The organism is Rhabdonatronobacter sediminivivens (genome assembly GCF_013415485.1).
In the GTDB taxonomy this organism is placed as follows: domain Bacteria; phylum Pseudomonadota; class Alphaproteobacteria; order Rhodobacterales; family Rhodobacteraceae; genus Rhabdonatronobacter; species Rhabdonatronobacter sediminivivens.
In genome coordinates this window covers 20474-45030 of sequence record NZ_JACBXS010000013.1, presented here as the reverse complement: position 1 = coordinate 45030, position 24557 = coordinate 20474, and the positions used below count along the sequence as shown (strand labels likewise).

The 24557-nt window shown below is 67.5% G+C and carries 22 protein-coding genes; 17 read left to right on the top strand and 5 right to left on the bottom strand.

What is annotated here, in order from left to right; all coding sequences use genetic code 11:
- Positions 1-8 precede the first annotated feature (8 nt).
- The 9 genes from cyoE (at position 9) to HUK65_RS08055 (ending at position 8284) form a co-directional block, all read left to right on the top strand.
- Complete coding sequence (cyoE, locus tag HUK65_RS08095) at positions 9-968, top strand: heme o synthase (RefSeq protein ID WP_179905652.1); 960 nt, start codon at positions 9-11, stop codon at positions 966-968.
- Positions 969-973: 5 nt separating this feature from the next.
- Positions 974-1174 (top strand): hypothetical protein, encoded by a 201-nt coding sequence (locus tag HUK65_RS08090; RefSeq protein ID WP_179905651.1) that lies wholly within the window; start codon positions 974-976, stop codon positions 1172-1174.
- Between the two features lie 22 nt (positions 1175-1196).
- The gene (locus HUK65_RS08085; protein WP_179905650.1) at positions 1197-1802 is read left to right on the top strand and encodes a cytochrome c oxidase assembly protein; all 606 of its coding nucleotides are present in this window, start codon (positions 1197-1199) and stop codon (positions 1800-1802) included.
- A 72-nt stretch (positions 1803-1874) separates the two neighbouring features.
- Positions 1875-2681, top strand: coding sequence for a cytochrome c oxidase subunit 3 (locus HUK65_RS08080; RefSeq protein ID WP_179905649.1), 807 nt, complete (start codon positions 1875-1877; stop codon positions 2679-2681).
- 107 nt (positions 2682-2788) lie between these two features.
- On the top strand, positions 2789-3493 hold the full coding sequence (locus HUK65_RS08075; protein ID WP_235441840.1) for an SURF1 family protein: 705 nt from the start codon (positions 2789-2791) through the stop codon (positions 3491-3493).
- Positions 3490-4887, top strand: a complete 1398-nt coding sequence (thrC, locus tag HUK65_RS08070) for a threonine synthase (protein WP_179905648.1) — start codon at positions 3490-3492, stop codon at positions 4885-4887. Before HUK65_RS08075 ends, thrC begins: the two co-directional genes overlap by 4 nt.
- Complete coding sequence (locus HUK65_RS08065) at positions 4884-6146, top strand: M16 family metallopeptidase (protein WP_179905647.1); 1263 nt, start codon at positions 4884-4886, stop codon at positions 6144-6146. Before thrC ends, HUK65_RS08065 begins: the two co-directional genes overlap by 4 nt.
- A complete protein-coding gene (locus HUK65_RS08060) occupies positions 6146-6733 on the top strand; it encodes a GNAT family N-acetyltransferase (protein ID WP_179905708.1) in 588 nt (195 codons plus the stop codon). Before HUK65_RS08065 ends, HUK65_RS08060 begins: the two co-directional genes overlap by 1 nt.
- A gap of 129 nt (positions 6734-6862) precedes the next feature.
- Entirely contained in the window at positions 6863-8284 is a 1422-nt protein-coding gene (locus tag HUK65_RS08055; protein WP_179905646.1) for an FAD-binding oxidoreductase, read from the top strand.
- Here the strand turns inward: HUK65_RS08055 and HUK65_RS19000 are convergent.
- Genes HUK65_RS19000 through HUK65_RS08040 form a run of 3 tightly spaced genes read right to left on the bottom strand, consistent with a single transcriptional unit; the run spans position 8281 to position 11542 of the window.
- Positions 8281-9111 (bottom strand): FAS1-like dehydratase domain-containing protein, encoded by an 831-nt coding sequence (locus HUK65_RS19000; RefSeq protein WP_179905645.1) that lies wholly within the window; start codon positions 9109-9111, stop codon positions 8281-8283. The genes HUK65_RS08055 and HUK65_RS19000 overlap by 4 nt on opposite strands.
- Positions 9108-10115: a YcjF family protein gene (locus HUK65_RS08045; protein WP_179905644.1), complete on the bottom strand. Its 1008-nt coding sequence runs from the start codon at positions 10113-10115 to the stop codon at positions 9108-9110. Before HUK65_RS08045 ends, HUK65_RS19000 begins: the two co-directional genes overlap by 4 nt.
- Positions 10112-11542, bottom strand: coding sequence for a YcjX family GTP-binding protein (locus HUK65_RS08040; RefSeq protein ID WP_179905643.1), 1431 nt, complete (start codon positions 11540-11542; stop codon positions 10112-10114). The genes HUK65_RS08045 and HUK65_RS08040 overlap by 4 nt, the downstream gene beginning before the upstream one ends.
- A 226-nt stretch (positions 11543-11768) precedes the next feature.
- Between HUK65_RS08040 and HUK65_RS08035 the strand changes: the two genes are divergently transcribed.
- The 8 genes from HUK65_RS08035 to HUK65_RS08000 all read left to right on the top strand — a co-directional run bounded on the left by HUK65_RS08035 (position 11769) and on the right by HUK65_RS08000 (position 20599).
- On the top strand, positions 11769-12905 hold the full coding sequence (locus HUK65_RS08035) for an ABC transporter substrate-binding protein (RefSeq protein ID WP_179905642.1): 1137 nt from the start codon (positions 11769-11771) through the stop codon (positions 12903-12905).
- Between the two features lie 61 nt (positions 12906-12966).
- Complete coding sequence (locus HUK65_RS08030) at positions 12967-13884, top strand: branched-chain amino acid ABC transporter permease (RefSeq protein ID WP_179905641.1); 918 nt, start codon at positions 12967-12969, stop codon at positions 13882-13884.
- A complete protein-coding gene (locus tag HUK65_RS08025; RefSeq protein ID WP_179905640.1) occupies positions 13877-14857 on the top strand; it encodes a branched-chain amino acid ABC transporter permease in 981 nt (326 codons plus the stop codon). The genes HUK65_RS08030 and HUK65_RS08025 overlap by 8 nt, the downstream gene beginning before the upstream one ends.
- Positions 14850-15608, top strand: coding sequence for an ABC transporter ATP-binding protein (locus HUK65_RS08020; protein WP_179905639.1), 759 nt, complete (start codon positions 14850-14852; stop codon positions 15606-15608). Before HUK65_RS08025 ends, HUK65_RS08020 begins: the two co-directional genes overlap by 8 nt.
- The gene (locus HUK65_RS08015) at positions 15605-16294 is read left to right on the top strand and encodes an ABC transporter ATP-binding protein (RefSeq protein ID WP_179905638.1); all 690 of its coding nucleotides are present in this window, start codon (positions 15605-15607) and stop codon (positions 16292-16294) included. Before HUK65_RS08020 ends, HUK65_RS08015 begins: the two co-directional genes overlap by 4 nt.
- 227 nt (positions 16295-16521) lie before the next feature.
- Complete coding sequence (locus HUK65_RS08010; RefSeq protein WP_179905637.1) at positions 16522-17481, top strand: glycosyltransferase family 2 protein; 960 nt, start codon at positions 16522-16524, stop codon at positions 17479-17481.
- Complete coding sequence (locus HUK65_RS08005) at positions 17478-19175, top strand: beta-1,6-N-acetylglucosaminyltransferase (protein WP_235441839.1); 1698 nt, start codon at positions 17478-17480, stop codon at positions 19173-19175. The genes HUK65_RS08010 and HUK65_RS08005 overlap by 4 nt, the downstream gene beginning before the upstream one ends.
- Positions 19172-20599: a nodulation protein NodH gene (locus HUK65_RS08000; protein WP_179905636.1), complete on the top strand. Its 1428-nt coding sequence runs from the start codon at positions 19172-19174 to the stop codon at positions 20597-20599. The genes HUK65_RS08005 and HUK65_RS08000 overlap by 4 nt, the downstream gene beginning before the upstream one ends.
- Positions 20600-20661: 62 nt before the next feature.
- On the opposite strand, the gene HUK65_RS07995 is transcribed toward HUK65_RS08000, so the two are convergent.
- The gene (locus HUK65_RS07995) at positions 20662-21636 is read right to left on the bottom strand and encodes a hypothetical protein (RefSeq protein ID WP_179905635.1); all 975 of its coding nucleotides are present in this window, start codon (positions 21634-21636) and stop codon (positions 20662-20664) included.
- Between the two features lie 145 nt (positions 21637-21781).
- On the bottom strand, positions 21782-24472 hold the full coding sequence (gene secA / locus HUK65_RS07990) for a preprotein translocase subunit SecA (RefSeq protein ID WP_179905634.1): 2691 nt from the start codon (positions 24470-24472) through the stop codon (positions 21782-21784).
- Between the last annotated feature and the right edge of the window lie 85 nt (positions 24473-24557).

Below are 24557 nucleotides of genomic sequence, written 5' to 3'. Positions count from 1 at the left end.
TCCGACCCATGACCGATATTCGTGCTGACATCCACGCCCAGACCGGTGCCTCTGAACCCGGGTTCGGCGATTATGTGACCTTGCTGAAGCCGCGGGTCATGTCGCTGGTGGTGTTCACCGCGCTGGTTGGTCTGCTGGTCGCACCGGTTGCGCTGCATCCGATCGAGGCATTGGCGGCGGTGATCTTCATCGCGCTTGGGGCGGGGGCCTCGGGGGCGCTCAACATGTGGTGGGATGCCGATATCGACCAGGTGATGCGCCGGACCGCGCGCCGCCCCATCCCCGCCGGCAAGGTCGAACCCGGCGAGGCGCTGGGCCTGGGGCTGGCGCTTTCGGGCATTGCCGTCATCATGCTGGGGCTGGCCACAAACCTGCTGGCGGCGGGGCTGCTGGCCTTCACCATCTTCTTTTACGCGGTGATCTATTCCATGTGGCTCAAACGGGCCACGCCGCAGAACATCGTCATCGGCGGTGCCGCCGGGGCCTTCCCGCCGATGATCGGTTGGGCCGCAGTCACCGGCAGCGTGGGGATCGAGGCCTGGCTCATGTTCGCGCTGATCTTCATGTGGACCCCGCCCCATTTCTGGGCGCTGGCACTGTTCATGAAGGAAGACTATTCGAACGCCCGCGTGCCGATGCTGACCGTCACCCATGGCCGCCGCAGCACACGCAGGCATATCCTGGCCTATACGGTGCTGCTGGTGCCGGTGGCGCTTGCGGCGGGGTTCACCTCGATCGGCGGGCCGGTGTATCTGGCCGCGGCGCTGGTGATGAATGCCCTGTTCCTGCATGGTGCCTGGGCCATCTGGCGCCGTGATGAAGCGCGCGCCGAGGCTGACGGCTACCGCACCGAAAAGCAGGTGTTCAGGCTGTCGCTCTACTATCTGTTCGTGCATTTCAGCGCCCTTCTGGTCGAGGCTGCCCTGCGTGGCACCGGCGCCTATGCGCTGGTGGGCATTGCAGGGTGACCGCGATGTCCACACGCACCACGCCCCTGCGCCCCACGCATGAGCTGCACAAGCGCCGCTTCAGCCGCAACCTTGGCGTGGGGCTGACGCTCGTGGCCTTCATTGCGCTGGTCTTCGGGCTGACCATTGCCAAGGTCCAGGGCGGCGGCACGCTGCAGGCCTATGACCACACCTTCCGCCCTGCGCTTCTGCCGCAGGATGACTGACCAGACCTGAACGGAGGACCCGATGATCTGCAAGTTTCGCGCCCTGCCCGGCAAGCAGAAGTCTCTGGCCGCCACTGTGGGCACGGTTCTGTTCATGGGGGCGATGGGCTGGGCGGCAGTCCCGCTTTATGATCTGTTCTGCCGGGTGACCGGCTATGGCGGCACCACCAATGTCGCGGACTCCGCCGGGGACCGGATCCTCGAGGAAACCGTCCGGGTCCGGTTTGACGGCTCCAGGGCGCGCGGCTTCCCTTGGGAGTTTCGCCCCGTGGAGCGCACGATGGAGGTGCGCCTGGGCGAAATGGGCCTGGCCTTCTACGAAGCCTACAACCCTACGGATGAGGTCATCGCCGGCACCGCCAGCTACAATGTCACCCCGTATTCGGCGGGAATCTACTTCACCAAGATCGACTGCTTCTGCTTCGAATTGCAGGTGCTTCAGCCGGGCGAACGGGTGCTGATGCCCGTGACCTTCTTCGTGGACCCTGACATGCTGGATGACCATGAAGCCCGCGACAATCACACCATCACCCTGTCCTACACATTCCACCCCACGGATCTGCCGGAAAACTATGCCGAGCTGAACACCGGTGCGATTCCGGCCGAGGACATGGACCTGACCCAATAATCAAAAGCGCGCCCCGGGGCCGGACGTCAGCCGCCGCGGGACAGCAGAACGACCAAGCGAGGGAACAACCAAATGGCGCATGAAAAGAACCACGACTACCACATACTGCCGCCGTCCATCTGGCCCTTCGCGGGCGCCGTGGCCGGTTTCGTCATGCTCTTCGGCGCGGTCATGTGGATGCACGGCAATGGGCCGTGGCTGTTCCTCATGGGCTTCGTCGGCGTGCTCTACGTCATGTTCGAATGGTGGAAGGATGTGGTGGTCGAAAGCCTGACCGGCGACCATACCCCGGTTGTGACGATCGGCCTGCGCTACGGGTTCATCCTGTTCATCCTGTCCGAGGTGATGTTCTTCGCCGCCTGGTTCTGGTCCTTCTTCAAGCATGCGCTCTACCCCATGCACCCCGAAGGTCTGAGCCCCGCGGTGGATGGCCCCTGGCCACCGGCTGGGGTTGAGACCTTTGACCCCTGGCACCTGCCGCTGATCAACACGCTGGTCCTCTTGCTTTCGGGATGTGCAGCGACCTGGGCCCACCATGCGCTGGTCCATGGCAACAAGCGTGATGAAATCAAGATGGGTCTGGCCATCGCCGTGGCGCTGGGTGTGATCTTCACCTTCCTGCAGGCCTATGAATACACCCACGCAGGCTTTGGCTTTGCGGGCAATATCTATGGCGCCAACTTCTTCATGGCGACGGGTTTCCACGGTGTGCACGTCATCATCGGGACCATTTTCCTGGCGATCTGCCTGCTGCGGGTCTATGCGGGCCATTTCACTGCCGAACGCCATGTCGGCTTCGAAGCTGCGGCCTGGTACTGGCACTTTGTCGATGTGGTCTGGCTGTTCCTGTTCGCCTCGATCTACGTCTGGGGGCAATAGCGACGCCGCGCGCGCATCCGGCCCCTGGGGCCGGATGCCACGTAAAGGCGCAAGGCGCGGGCCGCAAGGCGCGCGCCTTTCCGTTTGAAAAAGCCATGACAAGGGCCATGATGTTCACACGTCGCATGATCCTGCCCCTGATCTCGGGCCTGCTGGGAACGGCGGTGCTGCTCAGCCTTGGTTTCTGGCAGGTGGACCGTATGGGCCAGAAGGCCGCCGTCATCGCCGCGATCGAGGCGCGCATCCATGACGCCCCTACGCCCTTGCCCGCTGACCCTGACCCGGAAACCGACCGCTACCTGCCCGTCCATGCCGTGGGCCGCTTTACGGGGGAGGAGGCGCTGGTCCTGTCCAGCCAGCGTGGCGCCGGGCCCGGCTACCGGGTGGTCGGCGTGTTCGAAACCGGCGGCGGACAGCGCATTCTGGTGGATCGCGGCTATGTTCCGCAGACGCAGGGCGATGCCGTGCGCCCGCCGTCACAGGCGCCTGTGCAGATCGACGGCAATCTGGACTGGCCGCAGGACCGCGATTCCTATACCCCGGACCCGGATCTGGCCCGCAACCTGTGGTTCTCGCGCGAGGTTGGGCCGCTGGCCGCGCATCTGGACACGCAGCCCGCCATGATTGTGTTGCGCGCCACATCCGAAACCGCGCCACCTGCGCAGCCGGTGCCCATTGCCACGGCCGATATCCCGGATGACCATCTGGAATACGCCATCACCTGGTTCTCTCTGGCGGTGGTCTGGGCGGGGATGACAGCGGTGCTTCTGTGGCGTATGAGGCGCGAGAGCATCAAGGAAGACACGCGATGAGCTATATTTCCACCCGCGGCGCGGCGCCGGAACTGGATTTCGAGGCCACAATGTTGACCGGGCTGGCCCGTGACGGGGGCCTTTACGTCCCCCGCGCCGTGCCGGTGATGACGCACGACCAGATCGCCGCGCTGGCCGGGAAAAGCTACGAGGATGTGGCCCTGGCCGTCATGCACCCCTTCATCGGCGAGGCGTTCTCCCAAACCGCGTTCCGCGAGTTGATCGCCCGCGCCTATGCCGATTTCGGCCACCCCGCCCGCGCGCCCCTGAAGCAACTGGCCCCGGGGCATTTTTTGCTGGAGCTGTTCCACGGCCCCACGCTGGCCTTCAAGGATTTCGCCATGCAGCTGATCGGCCAGATGTTCCAGGCCGCGCTGGCGCGGTCCGGGCAGCGGGTGACAATCGTGGGGGCTACCTCGGGCGATACCGGATCCGCCGCGATCGAGGCATTCCGGGGTCTGGCCAATGTCGATGTCTTCATCCTGTTCCCGCATGGCCGCGTTTCGGACGTGCAGCGCCGCCAGATGACCACGCCCAGCGAAGCCAATGTCCACGCCCTGGCGGTGGATGGCGATTTCGACACCTGCCAGGCGCTGGTCAAGGCCATGTTCAACGACCATGCCTTCCGCGATGAGGTCGCGCTCGCGGGCGTCAACAGCATCAACTGGGCGCGGGTTCTGGCGCAGGTGGTGTATTTCTTCTTTGCCGGTGTCGCCTTGGGCGCGCCGCATCGCAAGGTCAGCTTCACCGTGCCCACCGGCAATTTCGGCGATATCTTCGCAGGCTTCATCGCGCGGGAAATGGGCCTGCCGATCGCGCGGCTGGTGATCGCCACCAACCGCAACGACATCCTGCACCGCTGCATGGAAACCGCCACCTATGAACGGCAGGGGGTGGCGCCCACGATCTCGCCCTCCATGGATATCGAGGTGTCGTCCAATTTCGAACGGGCGCTGTTCTGGGCCCATGGGCAGGACGGGGCCGCCGTGGCCGCGCTGATGGGGGAGTTGGCGCAGGGCGGGGCGTTCCACCTGTCCGAAAACGCCATGGCGCATCTGCGCGGGGTCTATGCCAGCGGCCGCTGCGACGAGGCGCAGACCGCCGCCGCCATCGCCGCCACCCTTGCCGAAACGGGCGAGCTTCTGTGCCCGCATTCCGCCGTGGGCGTGCATGTGGCCGAAACCCATCTGGCGCGCGACCCGGCCACGCCAATGGTCACGCTGGCGACCGCGCATCCGGCGAAATTCCCCGATGCGGTCGAGGCCGCCACCGGCCAGCGCCCCGGCTTGCCGCCGCGCATGGCCGATCTGTTCGACCGCCCCGAACGCATGACCCGCCTGCCCGATGATCTGGCCACGCTGCAGGCGCTCATCCGCGAAAGGATCGCCGCGTGAGTTTCCGCCTGACGACGCTTCCCAACGGGTTCCGCGTGGTGACCGAGTTCATGCCGGGGCTGGAGTCTGCCGCCGTGGGGGTCTGGGTGGATGCCGGCGCCCGGCATGAAGCCGAGGATCAGAACGGGGTTGCGCATTTCCTGGAACACATGGCCTTCAAGGGCACCACCACCCGCAGCGCCTTGGCGATCGCCGAGGAGATCGAGGATGTGGGCGGCTATATCAACGCCTATACCTCGCGCGAGACGACGGCCTATTACGCCCGCGTCCTGCGTGCCGATGTGCGTCTGGCGGTGGATCTGATCGCCGATATCCTGCGCCACCCGCTGTTCGAGCAGCGCGAGATCGAGGTGGAGCGCGGCGTGATCCTGCAGGAGATCGGCCAGGCGCTGGACACGCCCGATGACGTGATCTTCGACTGGCTGCAGGAGGCCGCTTATCCCGCCCAGCCCATCGGGCGCTCGATCCTGGGGCGCAGCGCCGATGTGGCGCGCTTTGGCGCGGATGACCTGCGCCGCTTTACCGCCGATCACTACGGGCCGGGGCAGATGATCCTGGCCGCGGCCGGGGCGGTGGACCATGAGTTGCTGGTGAAACTGGCCGAGGATCATTTCGGCGACATGCGCCCATCGCCGGCCCCCGTCGCCCTGCCTGCACGGTTTCACAGTGGCGAGCGGCGCGAGGTCCGTGATCTGGAGCAGGCGCATTTCGCCCTCGCCTTCGAGGGGCCGGGCTATTGTGCGCCGGATTTCTATGTGGCGCAGGTCTATGCCGGGGCCATGGGGGGCGGCATGTCTTCGCGGCTGTTCCAGTCCCTGCGCGAGGAACGCGGCCTGTGCTATGCGATCTTTGCCCAGGCCGGCGCCCATTCCGATACCGGGATGACCACCATCTATGCGGGCACCGGGGGCGCGGAACTGGCCGAACTGGCAGGGCTGACCATCGACGAGATCCGCCGTTCGGCCGAGGACATGACCGAGGCCGAGACCGCCCGGGCGCGCGCGCAGATGAAGGCTGGGCTGCTGATGGGGCTGGAAAGCCCCTCGGCGCGGGCCGAACGGCTGGCGCGGCTGCTGGCGATCTGGGGAAGGGTGCCGGATGTGTCCGAGACCGTGGCGCGGATCGATGCCGTGGATGCGGCGGCCTTGCGCGCCCATGCCGCCGGTCTGGCCGAACGGGGCAACGCGGCGCTGGCGCTTTACGGGCCGGTGGGGGGCGCGCCGGATCTGGTGGCGCTGAGCCGGAGGCTGGCGGCGTGATGCTCTGGCTGCGGCCAGCCCTGCGGATCGAGGCCGAGCGCCTGCATCTGCGCCTGCCGCTGCATTCCGATTTCCGCGCCTGGAGCGCGCTGCGCGCCGAAAGCGCCGATTTCCTGCAACCCTGGGAGCCGAGCTGGGCCAGCGATCACCTCTCGCGCAGTGCCTTCACCGCGCGGGTGCGTTGGGCGAACCGGGCGGCGGCGCAGGGCACGGCGGTGCCGGTGTTCATCATCCGCACCGAGGACCAGTCGCTTCTGGGGGCGATCACGCTGGATAATATTCGCCGTGGCCCCGCGCAGGCGGGGACGCTGGGATACTGGATCGGTGCGCCCTTTGCCCGGCAGGGCTACATGCGCGAGGCGATCCGGGCGCTGGTCTCGCACGCTTTTGGCGCGATGGACCTGAGCCGGATCGAGGCGGCGTGCCTGCCGGAAAACGCGGCCTCGCGCCGGGTGCTGGAGGCGTCGGGGTTCAAGTATGAAGGGGTGGCGCAGAGTTATCTGCAGATCAACGGGCGCTGGCGCAACCATGTGCTCTATGCGAACCTGCGCCATGATCGGCGCGGGCGCACCGATGCGGGGCTGTAGCCGCACTGATCGCGCACGCGCCCCGGACCCGGCGCGCCCGCCCGCCCACCCTCGGGCCTGTGCCGGGGGCACAGGCCCTTGCGCGCCGGGCCCGGGGTGCGCGCGTGCGCGGGTGCAGGGGAGGCTGTGATGCTGGCGGAGTGTGATACCGGGTTTCTGCGGGATCTGGCGGCGGTCTTGCCCGAGGGGCGGGTGGTGGAGGCTGCGCCGCGTTACCTGGAGGAGCCGCGCGGGCGCTGGCACGGGCGCGCCGGGGGGGTGGTTCTGCCGCGCTCGGTGGAGGAAGTGGCGGCGGTCGTGCGGGCCTGTGCGGCGGCGCGCGTGGGGTTGGTGCCTTATGGCGGCGGGACCGGGCTGGTGGGCGGGCAAGTCGCCCCCGAGGGGCCGGTGCCGCTGCTGCTGTCCATGGAAAAGATGGCGGCCATTCGTGCCGTCCATCCGCGCGGCAATGTGCTGATTGCCGAGGCCGGGGTGGTTCTGGCCGATGTGCAGGCGGCGGCGGCCGCGGAGGGGCGGCTGTTTCCGCTTTCGCTCGCCTCGGAAGGGTCGGCGCGGATTGGCGGGGTGTTGGCGGCCAATGCGGGCGGGGTCAATGTGCTGCGCTATGGCAATGCGCGCGAACTGTGTCTGGGGCTGGAAGCGGTGCTGCCGGACGGCTCCGTCTGGTGCGGGCTGAAGCGGCTGCGCAAGGACAACACCGGCTATGATCTGCGCAACCTGCTGATCGGGGCCGAAGGGACGCTGGGGGTGATCACCGCGGCGTCCTTGCGGTTGTTCCTGCCGCCTGCGCGCAGCGGCGTTGCGGTGATGGTGGTGCGTGATCCGGGCGCGGCGCTGGACCTGCTGGGGCGGGCGCAGGCGCGGGTGGGCGAGGGGGTTTCGGCCTTTGAGCTGATCAGCGGCATGGGACTGCGCTTTCTGGCCGAGACAATGCCGCAGGTGCGCCTGCCCTTCGCCGATGCGCCTGACTGGATGGTGCTGGTGGAGCTGGGCCTGTCGGCTGCGCAGGATCCGGGCGCGGCGCTGGAGGCGCTTTTTGCCGAAGGGTTCGAGGCCGGGCTGGTGCTGGACGGGGTGATTGCGCAATCGCAGGCGCAGGGGGCGGAGTTCTGGGCGGTGCGCGAATCCATCCCCGAGGCCAACCGCCTGATCGGTGCCATTTCCAGCCACGATATTTCCCTGCCGCTGGAAGCGGTGGAGGCGTTTCTGGCCCGGGCCGAACCGGCGTTGGCCCGGATCGGCGCCTTTCGGATCAATTGTTTCGGGCATCTGGGCGATGGGAACCTGCATTACAATGTGTTCCCGCCCGCCGGTGTGGAGCGCGCCGCGTTGACTCATCTGCGCGCCGATGTGCAGCGCTGCGTGCATGATCTGGTGGATGCGATGGGTGGCTCGGTCAGTGCCGAGCATGGGATCGGCCGGGCCAAGGTGGCCGATCTTCAGCGCTACGGCGATCCGGCGAAGCTGGCGGCCATGCGCGCGATCAAGCGCGCGCTGGACCCGGCGGGGATCATGAACCCCGGCGCGGTCCTGCCGGTGGAGGGGGGCTAGGCGGCCTTGGCCCGCATGGCGATGCGGGCGTCCGGGCCGGCGGTCCAGAGCTCCAGCCCGGCGGCGCCCTCGCGCGCGTTGACGGTGAAGGGGGTGCCGGCGAAGAGCGGCCCCAGCCCGCGAAAGCGGAAGCGCGCGGGTGGGCGGCCCATCAGCTTCGTGGCCAGTTCCAGCATCAGCGTGGCCTGCAAGGGGCCGTGGACCACCAGGCCGGGGTAGCCTTCGTCCCGGCAATGGTCGGTGTCATAATGGATGCGGTGCCCGTTGAAGGTGATGGCCGAGTAGCGAAACAGCATCACCGGGTCGGCGGTCAGTTCCCGGCTGTGCTCGGGCGCGGGCGCCTCGGGCGGCGGGGTGGGGGCGGCGCTGTCGGCGGGGGCGCGATAGACCAGGTCCTGGCGTTCGCGCACCGCCAGGCCCCGGGGGCTGTGCAACTCATGCGCGACGGTGACAAAGACCAGCGCCCCGCTGCGGCCGGTCTTGAGCGTCACATCCTGCACGCTGGAGCGGCGCGTCACCGGGTCATGCAGGCGCAGAGGCGCGAGAAGCTCGACCTCGCCGCCCGCCCACATGCGCCGGGGCAGGGGGACGGGGGGCAGGAAGCGGCCCAGCGCCTCATGCCCGTCATAGCCCAGATCGGACAAGGGCGGGGTGGGCAGCGCCAGGCACCAGTGCAGCGCCGGCGAGAGCGGCGTTTCCACTACGGGCCGGTCCAGCGTGGCGGCGAATTCGGCCAGCAGGCGCGGGGTGATGGTGTCATGGTGCTCGGCGCTCTGGCCGATCCAGCCGCGCAGATGGGCGATGTCGATCTTTGGGGCGTCGGTCATGGGGCCTCGGGTCTGGTTGGGGGGGTGCGGTCGAACAGGCCGGTCAGGGCGCGCTGGATCAGGGCGGTGACGCGCGGGCGCGGGGCGGCGGCAAAGGGCAGGGGGCGGCAGACCTCGATGGTGGCGACGCCGACGCGGGCGGTCAGGGCGCCGTTCATCACCCCCTCGCCAAAGCGGCGCGAGAGTTTCGACAGCATCCCCCCGCCCGCGACCGAGCCGATCAGGTCATCCCCCGCCGAAACCAGCCCCGTGGCCAGCAGATGCGCCAGCACCGCGCGCAGCAGCCGCAGGCTGCCCAGCGTGCCGCTGCGCCCGCCGTAAAGGGCGGCAATGCGCCGGATCATGCGCAGGTTGGTCAGCAGCGCCACCGCCACATCCAGCGCGGCCATGGGAACCACGGCGGTGATCAGGGCGACCTGGCGGGCGGCGGCCTCGACTTCGGCGCGGGCGGCCTGGTCGATGGGGGCCAGCAGCGTGGTTTCGGTCAGCGCCAGCACGCCATCGGCGTCAAAGGCGTTGGCGGTGCCTTCGGCCAGACGCTCGCGCGCCCAGAGCAGCTCTGGCCGGTCGGCATAGAGCGTGGCGATCCGGTCCGAGACATCGCGCGCCATGCGCAGGTCGGTGGTGGCGGCCTGGGCGCGCAGGGCATCGATCCGGCGCAGGCGGCGAAAGCCTGCCAGTTCGCGCAACGCCAGCGCCACCAGCCCCAGCGCCACCACCGCCATCAGCCCCGTTGCCAGCCAGCCCAGCGCCGGGCTGCGCTGCACCAGCGCGGTGGCGAAATCCCAGGCCGCCACCGACAGCGCCAGCGCGACCAGCGCGCCCAGCGCTGCCCAGGCAGCACGGGCAAGGCGTGAGCGCGGGCGCCCGGCCAGCGTGGCGGCGCGCGCCATGGCCTGGCTCCGGGGCGGGGCGGGCGCATCATCGGGCAGCGGCGGGGCGGCGGCGGGATCGGCGGGGGCCGCGTCATCGACATCGAACAGGATGGGTTTGCGCGTGCTCATGCCAGCCGGTCCCCGAACAGGAATTCCGCTGCCCGGTCCAGGCGGATATGGGGCAGCCCCTCGCCCGGGCGCAGGCTCAGGGCGGCGGGGGCGAAGCGCATGATCCGGTAATCGCCGTCCAGCCAGCCCTCGCCGCCCGTGCGCCCCGGCGCCAGCAGGCGGGCGGGATCGTCGGGTAGCTCTCCGGGGTAGAAGGCCGCCTGCCGCCCGCCGTCCAGCAGCCGCCCCCGGACGCAATCGAAGCTATCGGCCCCCTGGCGGCGGGTTTCTTCCACCGTGGCGCGCAGGGCGGCGATGGACATGGCGGCGGTGCAGGCGCCGGCGAAATCCGCCCGGTCGCGCGACTGGCGGAGCAGGGCCTCGACCAGCGCGGTCAGGCGGGCGTGCTGGGTGTGGTGCAGGTGGTCGGCCTTGGTGGCGGCAAAGAGGATGCGCTCCACCCGCCGCCCCATCAGCAGGCGCGACAGCCAGGCGTTGCGCCCGGGGCGAAAGGCGGACAGGACCTCGGACATGGTTCGGCCCAGCATCTCCACCGCCTGCGGCCCGTGGTGGATGGCGTCCAGCGCATCCACCAGCACCACCTGCCGGTCGATCCGGGCGAAATGATCGCGGAAAAACGGCTGGACCACGCGGGCCTTGTAGGCCTCGAACCGCCGCTCCATCTCGCGCAGAAGTGTGCCGCGGCGGGACGGCCCGCTGGCGGGCAGGGGCGCGAAGGTCAGCACCGGCGAGCCTGCCAGATCGCCGGGCAGCAGGAACCGCCCCGGCGTCACATCGGCGAAGCCCTGGCGGCGCGCGGCCTGCAGATAGGTGGTGAAACGCGCGGCCAGATCCTGGGCCAGGGGTTCGTCATGGCGGGTATCGGGGTCAATGGCGCGGGCGCGGTCCAGATAGTCGCGCGCGGCCGGGCGGTGGTCGATCCGGGCCAGGGTGTCATCGGCCCAGGCGCGATAGCTGCGCTCCATCAATGCCAGATCCAGCAGCCATTCGCCGGGGTAGTCGATGATGTCCAGATGCAGCACCCGCGCGCCGGTCAGCGCCCCGAACATGCCCCCGGGGCGCAGCCGGAAGGACAGCCGCAATTCCGACACCGCGCGGGTGCTTTCGGGCCAGTGCGGGGTGGGGGCGGTCAGCGCAGCCAGATGCGTTTCGTAGTCAAAGCGCGGCAGCATGTCATCGGGCTGGGGTTGCAGATAGGCGGCGGCGATCCGGTCGCTGGCCACGGCCTGCATCTGGCCCATGCGCGCGCGGTTCATCATGTTATGCACCAGCGCGGTGATGAACACCGTCTTGCCCGCGCCCGACAGCCCCGTCACCCCCAGCCGCAGAACGGGTTCGAAGAACGCCTCGGACACGGTGCCGGTGACGGCGCCGGTCAGCCGCTCGGTGCCGCTGAGGAGTCCATCTGCCAGCCGTCCGATAACCATGCATGCAACCCTGTTTGCCGTTCCGCGCGACCATACAGTGCGCATGGGCCGTGTGAAACCGCTATGCGCGATTGACGTGACGCGCACAATGGCGCCGGGTTCCTTGGGGTGTTTTCATTCAAGCTTGAAATATTCTTTGCATCGCTCAGGGTGCTTTGCTAGCGTTGACCTGACGCACGGTTCCGGCACTAATGGCAAGATCAAAATAATACGGGGAGAGGACGCTATGACAGGGAAACTCAAGGCCGGGCTGGCCGCGCTTGCACTGACAACAGGCATGGCGCAGGCAGACAGCGTGACGGTGGGCATGATCACCACGCTTTCAGGCGGTGGTGCCGGGCTGGGGATCGATGTGCGCGACGGGTTCAACCTGGCGCTGGAGCATGCGGGGGAGCACAACATCCGCCTGGTGGTCGAGGATGACGCCCAGCGCCCGGAACTGGCGGTGCAGATCGCCGAGCGGATGATCCAGTCCGAGCGTGCCGATATCCTGACCGGCATCATCTGGTCCAACCTGGCCATGGCGGTGGTGCCGTCCACGGTGGCGCAGGATATCTTCTACATCTCGCCCAATGCGGGGCCGTCGGCGCTGGCGGGGGCGAACTGCCACCCCAATTACTTTAACGCCGCCTGGCAGAATGACATGCTGCACGAGGCCGCGGGCCAGCATGCCAACGAGCTGGGCTATGAAAACACCTTCATCATGGCGCCGAACTATCCCGCAGGCACGGATGCCCTGAACGGCTTCAAGCGCTATTATGAGGGCGAGCTGGCCGGAGAGCTGTTCACCCAGGTGGGCCAGACCGATTACGCCGCCGAGATTGCGCAGATCCGCGCCTCGGGGGCGGATTCGGTATTCATCTTCCTGCCCGGCGGCATGGGGATCAGCTTCATGCGCCAGTATGAGGGCTCGGACGTGGGGCTGCCCATCGTCTCGGCGGGGTTCAGCTTTGACCAGGATGTGCTGCCCGCCATGGGCTCGGCCGCGCTGGGGGTGATCAACACCAGCCAGTGGTCGCCGGATCTGGACAATGACGCCAACGCCCGCTTCGTCGCCGATTTCCAAGAGGCGTATGACCGCCTGCCCTCGCTCTATGCCAGCCAGGGCTATGACACGGCCAATCTGATCCTCTCGGCGCTGGAGGCGGCCGATGTCTCGGACATGGACGCCTTCCGCGACGCGCTGCACGCCGCCGATTTCGCCTCCGTCCGCGGCGATTTCGAATTCGCCGCCAATCATCACCCGATCCAGACCGTCTATGTCCGCGAGGTGGTCGAGGCCGATGGCGTGCTGACCAACCGCATCATCGGCACCGCCTTTGAGCGTCATCAGGACGTGCATGGCGAAAACTGCCCGATGTAAGCGCCCGCAGGCACCGCACCGGTGCCTGCGCCCTTTCCCCTGACCGATAAGGCCCTTGCCCATGTCGCTTGCGCTGGTGCTGGAGCAGCTGCTCAATGGTGTGCAATTCGGCTTGATGCTGTTCCTGATGTCCGCCGGGCTGACGCTGGTGTTTGGCGTCATGGGGCTGATCAACCTGGCGCATGGGTCGCTCTACATGATCGGGGCGTTCTGCTGCGCGGCATTTGCGGCGATGACGGGGAATTTCTGGCTGGGGCTGGTGGCGGGGATCGCCGCCGCCGCCGCTGCCGGCGCGATCATCGAGGTGACCGTGATCCGAAGGCTTTACGCCCGCGACCATCTGGACCAGGTGCTGGCGACCTTTGCGCTGATCCTGATCCTGTCCGAAGGGGTGCGGCTGATCTTTGGGCCGTTTCCGCTGTATCTGAACGTGCCGGATGTGCTGCGCGGGACGGTGGATCTGGGGGTGACGCGCTATTCGCTGTATCGGCTGGCGCTGATCGGCTTTGGCATCGCGGTGGCGGTGGGGCTGTGGCTGCTGATCGCCAAGACCCGGCTGGGCATCCAGATCCGCGCTGGTGAGAGCGACCGCGAGATGATCGCCGCGCTGGGGGTGAATATCCGCTGGCTTTACACGGTGGTCTTTGCGCTGGGCGCGGCGCTGGCGGGGATGGCGGGCGCGCTGGTGGGCGCGATCCAGTCGGTGCAGGTGGGCATGGGAGAGCCGGTGCTGATCCTGGCTTTCGTGGTCATTGTCATCGGGGGGATCGGGTCGATCAAGGGCGCCATGGTCGGTGCGCTGCTGGTCGGCGTGATCGACACCATGGGCCGGTTCCTGCTGCCGCGCGCCTTTGCCACCTTCATGGAGCCCTCGCAGGCCATGGGGGTGGGGGCGGCGCTGGCCTCGATGCTGATCTATCTGCTGATGGCGCTGGTGCTGATCCTGCGCCCAAAGGGGTTGTTTCCTGCTCATGGTTGAAGCGCGCCGCGAATTTATCCTGAACGCCGTGATCGTGCTCGCGCTGTTCGCTGTACCACTCTGGGCGCTGATGGCCGGGGAGCCGTTCATCATTTCGCTCGCCACGCGGGTGGCGATCCTGGCACTGGCGGCGGTGGGGCTGAACATCGCGCTGGGGCTGGGGGGGATGGTGTCCTTTGGCCATGCGCTCTATTTCGGCATCGGCGGCTATTGCGCGGGCATTCTGGCCCATCACGCGTTTTCGGGCACGCCGGTGGCCTTTGGGCTGTCGGGGACCAACCAGATGCTGGTGATCTGGGCGGTGGCCATGGCGCTGTCGGGGCTGGTGGCGGCTGTGGTGGGGGCGCTGTCTTTGCGCACCAGCGGCATCTTCTTCATCATGATCACGCTGGCCTTCGCGCAGATGGGGTTCTTCTTCACGCTATCCTGGCCCGCCTATGGCGGCGAGGACGGGTTGCCGATCTTCGTGCGCAACCAGTTTCCGGGCGTGAACACCATGCGCCCATGGGAATTGTTCCTGCTGGCCTTTGGCGTGCTGCTGGTGGCGCTGGTAGTGTTTGCCATGCTGCGGGCTTCGCGGTTTGGCGCGGCGCTGATGGCGATACGGCAGAACCCGGACCGGGCGGCGGCTGTGGGGATCTCGCCCTTCGGGGTGAAGCTGACGGCCTTTGTGATATCGGGCATGCTGACAGGGCTGGCGGGTGCGATGATGGCGGACCTCAGCCGGTTCACCAGCCCGGCGATGATGGCCTGGACCATGTCTGGCGAATTGATCGTGATCATCATCCTGGGCGGGGTCGGGCGGCTGTGCGCGCCGGTGCTGGGCGCGGCAATTCTGGTGGGGTTCGAAACCCTGTTTGGCGGCTGGACGGAACATTGGCAGTTGTGGCTGGGGCTGGTGCTGCTGGGGGTGGTTCTGTTCGCGCGCGGCGGCGTGATCGGGCTGATTGCGGGGCGCGAAGGCCATGGATAGCGCGGTTCTGGAACTGGAGGGGCTTTGCAAAGCCTTTGGTGCGCTGAAGGCCACGGATGATGTGTCCCTGACGCTGCAGCCCGGCGAGATTCATGCGCTGATCGGTCCCAATGGCGCGGGCAAGACCACGCTGATGGCGCAGATCAGCGGGGCGCAGGCCCCCGATGCGGGTGTCATCCGGTTCCGCGGGCAGGACGTGACGGGGTTGAGCGTGGCGCAGCGGGCGCGGCTGGGGCTGGGGCGAAGCTTCCAGATTTCCTCGCTGATCCCGGAATACTCGGCCCGGCGCAACGTGATGCTGGCCTTGCAGGCGCGGCAGGGGCATTCGTACCGCTTCCTCTGGCCGGTACGCCATGACCGCAGCCTGACTGGCCCGGCCCGCGCCATCCTGGACCGCGTGGGGCTGGGGCCGCGGGCCTCGGTTCCGGCGGGGGTGTTGGCGCATGGCGAGCGGCGGCTGCTGGAGATCGCCATCGCGCTGGCGCTGGAGCCAGCGTGTTTCCTGCTGGATGAGCCCATGGCGGGCATGGGCACCGAAGGGGTGGGGCGGTTGGTGGCGTTCCTGCGCGACCTGAAGCAGGAGGCGCCAATCCTGCTGGTGGAACATGACATGGACGCGGTGTTCGCGCTGGCCGACCGGGTTTCGGTGCTGGTCTATGGCCGCATCATCGCCACCGGCACCGTGGGCGAAATCCGCGCCAACCCGGAAGTCCGCCGCGCCTATCTGGGGGATGAGGAGCCCGCCGCATGAGCACGCTTCTGAAACTTGAAGGGGTGCAGGTGTTCTATGGCGCGAGCCAGGCGCTGTTCGGGGTTGATCTGGACCTGGCCGAGGGCGAGGTGCTGGCGCTGATGGGCCGCAACGGGATGGGCAAGACCACCACCATCCACACGCTGTGCAGGATGCTGCCCATGCGCTACGGCAAGGTCTGGTTCGCGGGGCAGGATATCAGCGGCTGGCCGTCACACCGGGCGGCGCGGCTGGGGATCGGGCTTGTGCCCGAGGGGCGGCGGTGTTTTCCCAACCTGAGCGTCACCGAGAACCTGATCGCCGCCGCGCGCCCCGGGCATTGGACGTTGGCGCGGGTGCAGGATTTCTTTCCCCGGCTGGCCGAGCGCCGGGACCAGTCGGCGCGGACGCTCTCGGGCGGGGAGCAGCAGATGCTGGCCATTGGCCGCGCGCTGATGACCAACCCGCGCCTGTTGGTTCTGGACGAGGCGACCGAGGGTCTGGCCCCGACCATCCGGCGCGAGATCTGGGCGGCGATCGGCGCCCTGAAGGGGGAGGGGTATTCGATCCTGCTGGTGGACAAGGCCCTGTCCGAGATCAAGCCCCTGGCCGACCGCTGCGCGATCCTGGCCCGCGGCGAGGTTGTCTGGACCGGCCCGCCGGCTGCGCTGGACGCTGAGGTTGAAGCGCGCCACCTGGGCGTCTGAGCCGCCCTTGCCGCCCCCCGCCGCGCCGTCGCGCCCAGCCGCCCACCCTTGCGCGCCGCCGCGACGGGGGGCGGCAAGGGCAGGGTGGTGCAAAGCGGTTGCAGTTTCGCCATCGGGGCGGCAAGGTCCGGGCCAGGGTTTCGGGCGCCTCAGGATCAGGGTTGGGCAGGCAGGACGTGGGATTTCGCGCAAGGTTGAGTTTGCGGGCGGAGCGGCAGATCAAGCTGATGCGCGCTTTGCGCAAGAGCTTGGAGCTGCGCCGCGTTGCGGACCGCACCCGCGCGATCCGCCCCGGCATGATCCTGGCCTTTACCACGCTGCGCAACGAACGCCTGCGCCTGCCGTATTTCCTGCGCTATTACCGCGATCTGGGGGTGGGGCATTTCCTGATGGTGGACAATGGCTCGGACGATGGCAGCGGGGAGTATCTGGGGGCGCAGGAGGATGTCTCGCTCTGGCGGACGGGGGGGAGTTACCGGCGCTCAGGGTTCGGGGTGGACTGGCTGAACCATCTGCAATGGCGCTATGGCGCGGGGCATTGGACGCTGGTGGTCGATCCCGATGAGTTCTTGGTCTATCCGTTCTGCGACACCCGCCCGCTGCCCGCGCTGACCGGCTGGCTGGACGAGGCCGGGCGGCGGTCCTTTGGCGCGATGCTGCTGGACATGTATCCGAAGGGCCCGCTGGGCGCGCAACCCTATGCCGAAGGGCAGGACCCGTTCGAGATCGCGCGCTGGTTCGATGCGGGGAATCTGTGCATTTCGCACAATCCGAGGTATCGCAACCTGTGGATACAGGGCGGGGTGCGCATGCGCCGGTTTTTTGCCGACCGGCCCGGTGCGGCGCCCGCGCTCAACAAGACGCCGCTGGTGCGCTGGACGCGCAAGTATGCCTATGTCAGTTCGACCCATGCGCTTTTGCCCCGGGGCCTCAACCAGGTCCATGATCGCAGCGGGGGGGAGCAGGCCTCGGGCGTGTTGCTGCATGCGAAGTTTCTGGATACGTTGCTGCCCAGGGCGCAGGAGGAAGCCCGCCGCGCCGAGCATTACGGCGGTGGGCGCGAATATGCAGCCTATGCCGAGGGGCTGGACGGGGCGGCGGATCTGTGGTGCGACTGGTCCACGGAATACATCAACTGGCGCCAGCTGGAGATCCTGGGGTTGATGTCCAAGGGGGACTGGGCATGAGCGCGCAAACCGCGCCGCTGGGCATCATCATGCTGTGCCATACCGCGCTGGAACGCGCGGCGGCGGTGGCCCGGTTCTGGGCGGATGCCGGGTGCCCGGTGGTGATCCATCTGGACCGCGCCGCGCCCGAGGCCGAGGCCGAGGCAATGCGCGCCGCGCTTGCCCATCTGCCGCATCTGCGCTTCAGCCCGCGCCATCGCTGTGCCTGGGGCAGTTGGTCCCTGGTGCAGGCCACGCAGGAGGCTGCCGCCCTGTTGCTGCGGGATTTCCCGGGCGTGGGGCATGTGTGCCTGACCTCGGGCGCCTGTCTGCCGCTGCGCCCGGCGGCCGAGATGATCGACTGGCTGGCCGCGCGCGAGGGGGTGGATTTCATCGAATCCGTGGCGGTGGAGGATGTCGTCTGGACCGTCGGCGGGCTGTCGCAGGAACGGTTCACGCGCTGGTTCCCCTTTGACTGGCGCCGCCAGCGCTGGCTGTTTGACCGCGCGGTGGACCTGCAGCGCCGCCTGGGGCTGCAGCGTGAGGTTCCCCGCCCCCTGCAACCGCATCTGGGCAGTCAGTGGTGGTGCCTGAGCCGCACCACGCTGGAGGCGATCCTGTCGGATCCCAAACGCAAACGGTATGAGCGTTATTTCCGCCAGGTCTGGATCCCGGATGAGGCGTACTTTCAGACCCTTGTGCGCCAGCACGCGCGGCGTATCGAAAGCCGCGCGCTGACCCTGGTCAAGTTCGACGGGAACGGCCGCCCGCATCTGTTCTATGACGATCATCTGCAATTGCTGCGCCGCTCGGACTGTTTTCTGGCGCGCAAGATCTGGCCGCAGGCGGATCGGCTCTATGACTATTTCCTGTCCGACCAGCCCGCCCGCGCGGCCCCCGTGAACCCCCAGCCCGGGCGCATTCATCGCCATTTCAGCCGGGCCGAGCGGCAGCGGCGCGAAGGGCGCGCGGGGCTTTATATGCAAAGCCGCTTTCCGCATGGCCATGTGCCCCAGGGTAAGACCGCCGCGCCCTATTCGGTACTGTGCGGCTTTGCCGAGCTGCACCCAGGGTTCGACCGCTGGCTGTCGGATGTGGCGCGGCTGCGCGTGCACGGGCATCTTTATGATCCGCGGCGGGTGATGTTTTCCGGTGGCGCGCGGGTCTATAACGGCGCGTTGAGCGACAGCGCGGCCCTGCGCGATTACAACCCGCGCATGTTCCTGACCAACCTGATCTGGAACACGCGCGGGGAGCGGCAGTGCCTCCAGTATGGCCCGGCCGATGCCGTGGATGGCGCGCTGGAATGGTTCATGGCCACCGATCCCAACGCCCATATTGCCGTGATCGCCGGCGCCTGGGCCGTGCCCCTTTTCCAGCGTGGGGCGGATGCCGGGGATTTGCGGGACGAACTGGCGATGCTGCAGAAGCGCGAACAGGCGTTTCTGTGGGCGCTGCGTTCACCGCATGTGCGCGCGCGCGTGCGCATCTGGTCCCTGGCCGAGTATCTGGACACGCCTCAGGCCGCCATGGCCGAGGTTCTGGCCGAGATCGCCCCCCGTGCCGCTGCCGCGCCGCCTCCGCCAATGATTGCGCTGGACGGTTTCGGCGCTTTTCTGGCCCGTGCCCGCGATATTGGCCTGCCGCTGGTGGAACTGGCCGATTACCCCCATACCGAGGCACCCGCCCGCCCTGTGCGAAAGGCCCGCGAATGACCGGAACAGCACCGCGCTTTGACATGTTCGTTTTGCTTGCAGGAATGCGCACCGGCTCGAACCTGCTGGAAGAGCATCTGAACGCGCTGGCGGGTGTGACCTGCGCTGGGGAGTTGTTCAACCCTCATTTCGTGGGGCATCGCAAGCAGCAGGCGTGGCTGGGCTATGACCTGACCCGGCGCGAGGCTGATCCGCTGGGGATGGTGGCGGCCCTGCGCGCGCAGCCCGGGCTATGCGGGTTCCGGCTGTTCCATGACCATGATCCGCGGGTGCTGGAGCAGCTTCTGCCGGACCCGCGCTGCGCCAAGATCCTGCTGACCCGCAATCCGCTCGACAGCTATATCTCGCGCAAGATCGCGGCGGCGACGGATCAGTGGAAACTGGGCGATGTCAAGCACAAGCGCGCCGCGCAGGTCCGGTTCGATGCCGCCGAGTTCGAGTCGCATGTGCTGACCACCCAGGGCTTCCACGAACGCATCCTGCACGGGTTGCAGATCAGCGGGCAGGCGCCTTTTGTCATCGGGTATGACGATCTGGCGGATCTGGAGGTGCTCAACGGTCTGGCGCAATGGCTGGGTGTGCCCGCGCGGTTTCAGGCGCTTTCGGGCAAGCTCAAGCGCCAGAACCCGGAACTGCCGCAGGACAAGGTGCTGAACCCCGAGGCCCTGCACGAAGGCATTGCCCGGCTGGACCGGTTTGACCTGGCCCGTATCCCGGGGACCGAGCCGCGCCGCGGGGCGCGCGTGGGCACCTGGCGCCGGGCCGTGAAGGCGCCGGTGCTGTTCATGCCGGTTCCGGGCGGGCCCGAAGGTCCGGTTCTGGACTGGCTGGCCGGGCTGGACGGGGTTGCGCGCGGGGCGCTTCCCCCGGCCATGACAGTGCCAGAGCTGCGCGGCTGGCAGGGGGGGGCGCCGGGGCGGGTGTGTTTCACCGTGCTGCGCCATCCGCTGGCACGTGCCCATGACGTTTACCTGCGCCAGGTGGTGGAAGGCACGCGCAGCGGGGTGCGCGGCTATCTGCAGCGTGTCCACGGGATCGACCTGCCGCCCGCCGAGGCGCTGGACCAGACCTATGATCTGGAGCTGCACCGCGCCGGGTTTCTGGCGTATCTGCGCTTTGTGCAGGCCAATCTGGCGGGGCAGACGGGCTTGCCGGTGCAGCCGCCCTGGGCCAGTCAGACCATGATCATCGAAGGGTTCCGCCAGCAATGCGTCCCCGACCGGGTGCTGCATGAGGCAACGCTGCCGCGTGATCTGGCGCGGATCGCGGCTGATCTGGGGGTGGCGCACGCGCCCGAATACGCCGCGCCGCCGCCGCGGCACCGCTTTGCACTGGCAGAGACGCGCACGCCCGAGATCGACGCCGCCTGCCGCGCCGCCTATGGCATGGATTACCGGATGCTGGGTTTCGACGATCTGTCCTGAACCACAGGCGCCGCCGCACCCGGGGTGCAGCGGCGGCGGTAGGGACAGGGGCGGCGCGCGCGTCAGTTGGCGGCCAGTTCCAGCGGCTGGGGCACGGGCAGCATTACAAAGCTCGCCTCGGTCTCGCAGCTGTCCATATGAACGGTCACGGGCACCGAGGTGGTTGCACGCGGGGCATTGACAAAGGTTTCCGCCTGCAACACCCGGCCGCAGGTATCGCCGTTATGCTGCGCCGCGATTGCAAAGTGCACGGGATCGGCGCTGGCGGCGGGTACGGAATGCACATGGGCAAGCCGCGGCTGCTCCAGCCCGCCATGACCCAGCGTCAGGGTGAACGCGCCCTGGGCGCCCGGGTCCACGGGATTGAGCGCGTGAACGTGGCCGGGCTGGCCAAAGCCGGTCTCGCCGTGAAATGCGTGCAGGGCGAAATCCGGCGTGCCGGACCATTGCAGGACCGTGCGCGCATAATCTGCCGCCTCCGGGACGGTCACCTGTGCATGCTGGGCTTCGGCCCCCGGAAGCGACATCTGCACCGTGGCATCAACCTTGAGCGCAGGCAGGATCACGGTCAGCGGACCGCTTTCCGGCATCCGGTCGTCGAAGCGCAGCTTGTCATGGGTGATGGACACGGCCTCACCCCCGTTGCAGGGCGCGGTCAGGGTGGCAGTGATGGTCCCGGCGGCGCCGGGCGACAGGCTGAGCGTCATGGCGCAATCGGGCGCGGCGGCGCTATCGGTTTCGGCGGGCGGCGTGAATTGCAGGCCCGGGGCAGGGGCATCATCCAGCGCGGCGGTCTGAACGATCCGGTCCCCGGACACGATGTCGCGCGCCTCCCTGCCGGGCAGCGAGACCAGGGCGCCGGAGATTTCGGTTCCCGCCTGGGGCGGTGAGGGGCGCGCAAGCGATGGCCCCGCCATCTGGGCGGTTTGCCCACGGCTGGCTGCATCCTCTCCGTCCAGCAGTTGCAGCGCGTATCCCGAGCCAAGCGCCCCAACCAGCGCGACAGCGGCAAGCTTCAGTGGTTTTACAGGCACCATTGTCAGAATCCTCGATTCGTGTCCGATGAGGAAACAATGAACGGTGAATGCGGCATTGGGTGGGCAAGATTCGGGCAATCAAGTCAAGGTTTGCGCACCGCCCCGTGGCGGCCCGCCAAGGGGAGCCGCCGCGCGGGGCTGGCCCTCAGACCAGCTTGCCGTGGCAGTGCTTGAACTTCTTCCCCGAACCACATGGGCAGGGATCGTTGCGCCCGGGATTGCCCCAGGTGCTGGGGTCCATCTCGTCAAAGCCCTCGACCAGCGGCGTGGGTGCCACACCGTCATTTTCGGCGGCCACCTGCATTGCCTGATCCTGAAGCTGCAACTGGCGCACCATGGCCTCCTGCTCGTCCTTGGACAGGGGCCGCACGCGCGAGATCTGGCTGGAGACATCCTCGCGCAGGGATTCCAGCATCGATTCGAACAGGATGAAGGATTCGGACTTGTATTCGTTCAGCGGGTCGCGCCCGGCATAGCCGCGGAAATTGACCGCCGTGCGCAGATGCTCCAGCGTCAGGATATGTTCGCGCCACTTGCGGTCGATGGTGGTCAGCAGCAGCTGCTTTTCGATGGAGCGCATCTGTTCGGGGCCGAATTCCTCGGCCTTTTCGGTCATCAGCGCGTCCGAGGCTTCATACATCCGCTCGCGCACGACTTCCTGATCGACGCCGTCCTCCTCGGTCCAGGCCTCGGCGGGGATGTCGATGCCAAGCATCTCCAGCGCGTCCTTGCGCAGGGCCTCGGGCTCCCATTGTTCGGCATAGCTGTTGGCGGGCATGTGACGGTCCACCAGGTCATCCACCACCTGATGGCGCATGTCATCGACCACATCGGACAGATCGTCGGATTTCATGATCTCCAGCCGCTGGCCAAAGACCACCCGGCGCTGATCATTCATCACATTGTCGAATTTCAGCAGCGTCTTGCGGATGTCGAAATTGCGCGCTTCGACCTTGGCTTGCGCCTTTTCCAGCGATTTGTTCACCCATGGGTGCACGATCGCCTCGCCCTCCTGCATCCCCAGGGTGGAAAGCACCTTGTCCAGCCGCTCGGACCCGAAGATCCGCATCAGGTCATCTTCGAGGCTGAGGAAGAACACCGACCGCCCCGGATCGCCCTGCCGCCCCGACCGGCCGCGCAGCTGGTTGTCGATGCGGCGGCTTTCATGGCGTTCGGTGGCCAGCACGAACAGCCCGCCGGCCTCGATCACCTTTTTCTTTTCCTCGGCCACCTCGGCTTCGATCCGGGCGCGGGTTTCGGCGGGATCGGCTTCGGGGTCCGCGCTCAGGGCTTGCAGCACGCGCATTTCCACATTGCCGCCCAACTGGATGTCGGTGCCGCGCCCGGCCATGTTGGTGGCGATGGTCACCGCGCCCAGGCGGCCCGCATCGGCGACGATCTGGGCCTCTTGCTCATGCTGGCGGGCGTTGAGGACGTTATGCGCGATCCCCTCTTTCTTCAGCACCGCCGAGAGTTCCTCGGATTTCTCGATGGAGGTGGTGCCCACCAGGATCGGCTGGCCCTTTTCATTGGCGGCGCGGATTTCCTCGATCACCCCGTTCAGCTTTTCCGTCTGGGTGCGATAGACCTGGTCATGCTCATCCAGCCGCGCGATGGGCAGGTTGGTGGGGATCTCCACCACGCCCAGATCGTAGATCTCGCGGAATTCCTCGGCCTCGGTCGAGGCGGTGCCGGTCATCCCGGCCAGTTTTTCATACAGTCGGAAATAATTCTGGAAGGTGACCGAGGCCATGGTCACGTTCTCAGGCTGGATCGCGCAGCCCTCCTTCGCCTCGATCGCCTGGTGCAGCCCGTCCGACAGGCGCCGCCCGGCCATCATTCGCCCGGTGAATTCGTCGATCAGCACGATCTTGTCGTCGCGCACGATGTAATTCTGGTCCTTCATGAACAGCTTGTGCGCGCGCAGGGCCTGATTGACATGGTGGACCAGCGTCGTCGATTCCGGGTCATAGAGCGACTGCCCCTCGGGCAGCAGGCCCTCGGCGGACATCAGCTCTTCGATCAGCTCGTTCCCGGCCTCGGTCAGGCTGGCGCTGCGCAGCTTCTCGTCGATGGTGTAATGCTCTTCGGTCAGACGGGGCACCAGCTTGTCCACCGTCACATAAAGGTCCGAGCGGTCCTGCGATGGCCCCGAGATGATCAGCGGCGTGCGCGCCTCGTCGATGAGGATCGAGTCGACCTCGTCCACGATGGCGAAGTTGTGGCCACGCTGGAACATCTGGTCCAGTTCGGACCGCATGTTGTCGCGCAGGTAATCGAAGCCCAGCTCGTTATTGGTGGCATAGGTGATATCGGCGTTATAGGCGTCCTTCTTTTCCTCGGACGGCTGCTGGGGATAGACCACGCCGGTGGTCATGCCCAGCTTCGCATAGACCTTGCCCATCCATTCGCTGTCGCGCCGGGCCAGATAGTCGTTGACGGTGACGATATGCACGCCCTTGCCGGTCAGCGCGTTGAGATAGGCGGGGAAGGTGGCCACCAGGGTCTTGCCCTCGCCGGTCTTCATTTCGGCGATATTGCCGCGATGCAGGAAGATGCCGCCAATGAGCTGCACGTCAAAGGCGCGCAGCCCCAGGGCGCGGCGCGCGCCCTCGCGGCAATTGGCAAAGGCTTCGACCAGCACGTCCTCCAGGGGCGCGCCTTCGGCGACGCGGGCCTTCAGCTCTTCGGTCTTGGCCACCAGATCGGCATCGGACATGGCCGCAAAGCTGTCTTCCAGTGCGTTGATGGCTCCGATCAGGGGGCGGGTCTTCTTGACCATGCGGTCATTCGGCGTGCCGAAGACCTTTTTCGTGATTGTCCCGAACCCTAGCATATGTCTCCGCCTCTTTGCCCGTGCCCAGCCACCCGCGGGCGCCGATGTACCGTAACCTCAAACTTTCGTGCTGGCACCGGGGTTG

What these genes read in the sequence shown, in the direction of transcription:
- HUK65_RS08005 (WP_235441839.1), top strand. Translation starts at nt 17,478, where the DNA reads ATGAGCGCGCAAACCGCGCCGCTGGGCATCATCATGCTGTGCCATACC.
- thrC (WP_179905648.1), top strand. Translation starts at nt 3,490, where the DNA reads ATGAGCTATATTTCCACCCGCGGCGCGGCGCCGGAACTGGATTTCGAG.
- HUK65_RS07995 (WP_179905635.1), bottom strand. Translation starts at nt 21,636, where the DNA reads ATGGTGCCTGTAAAACCACTGAAGCTTGCCGCTGTCGCGCTGGTTGGG.
- HUK65_RS08075 (WP_235441840.1), top strand. Translation starts at nt 2,789, where the DNA reads ATGATGTTCACACGTCGCATGATCCTGCCCCTGATCTCGGGCCTGCTG.
- cyoE (WP_179905652.1), top strand. Translation starts at nt 9, where the DNA reads ATGACCGATATTCGTGCTGACATCCACGCCCAGACCGGTGCCTCTGAA.
- HUK65_RS08010 (WP_179905637.1), top strand. Translation starts at nt 16,522, where the DNA reads ATGCGCGCTTTGCGCAAGAGCTTGGAGCTGCGCCGCGTTGCGGACCGC.
- HUK65_RS08090 (WP_179905651.1), top strand. Translation starts at nt 974, where the DNA reads ATGTCCACACGCACCACGCCCCTGCGCCCCACGCATGAGCTGCACAAG.
- HUK65_RS08045 (WP_179905644.1), bottom strand. Translation starts at nt 10,115, where the DNA reads ATGAGCACGCGCAAACCCATCCTGTTCGATGTCGATGACGCGGCCCCC.
- HUK65_RS08055 (WP_179905646.1), top strand. Translation starts at nt 6,863, where the DNA reads ATGCTGGCGGAGTGTGATACCGGGTTTCTGCGGGATCTGGCGGCGGTC.
- HUK65_RS08025 (WP_179905640.1), top strand. Translation starts at nt 13,877, where the DNA reads ATGGTTGAAGCGCGCCGCGAATTTATCCTGAACGCCGTGATCGTGCTC.
- HUK65_RS08000 (WP_179905636.1), top strand. Translation starts at nt 19,172, where the DNA reads ATGACCGGAACAGCACCGCGCTTTGACATGTTCGTTTTGCTTGCAGGA.
- HUK65_RS08040 (WP_179905643.1), bottom strand. Translation starts at nt 11,542, where the DNA reads ATGGTTATCGGACGGCTGGCAGATGGACTCCTCAGCGGCACCGAGCGG.
- HUK65_RS08015 (WP_179905638.1), top strand. Translation starts at nt 15,605, where the DNA reads ATGAGCACGCTTCTGAAACTTGAAGGGGTGCAGGTGTTCTATGGCGCG.
- HUK65_RS08030 (WP_179905641.1), top strand. Translation starts at nt 12,967, where the DNA reads ATGTCGCTTGCGCTGGTGCTGGAGCAGCTGCTCAATGGTGTGCAATTC.
- HUK65_RS08060 (WP_179905708.1), top strand. Translation starts at nt 6,146, where the DNA reads ATGCTCTGGCTGCGGCCAGCCCTGCGGATCGAGGCCGAGCGCCTGCAT.
- HUK65_RS08035 (WP_179905642.1), top strand. Translation starts at nt 11,769, where the DNA reads ATGACAGGGAAACTCAAGGCCGGGCTGGCCGCGCTTGCACTGACAACA.
- HUK65_RS08080 (WP_179905649.1), top strand. Translation starts at nt 1,875, where the DNA reads ATGGCGCATGAAAAGAACCACGACTACCACATACTGCCGCCGTCCATC.
- HUK65_RS08085 (WP_179905650.1), top strand. Translation starts at nt 1,197, where the DNA reads ATGATCTGCAAGTTTCGCGCCCTGCCCGGCAAGCAGAAGTCTCTGGCC.
- HUK65_RS19000 (WP_179905645.1), bottom strand. Translation starts at nt 9,111, where the DNA reads ATGACCGACGCCCCAAAGATCGACATCGCCCATCTGCGCGGCTGGATC.
- HUK65_RS08020 (WP_179905639.1), top strand. Translation starts at nt 14,850, where the DNA reads ATGGATAGCGCGGTTCTGGAACTGGAGGGGCTTTGCAAAGCCTTTGGT.
- secA (WP_179905634.1), bottom strand. Translation starts at nt 24,472, where the DNA reads ATGCTAGGGTTCGGGACAATCACGAAAAAGGTCTTCGGCACGCCGAAT.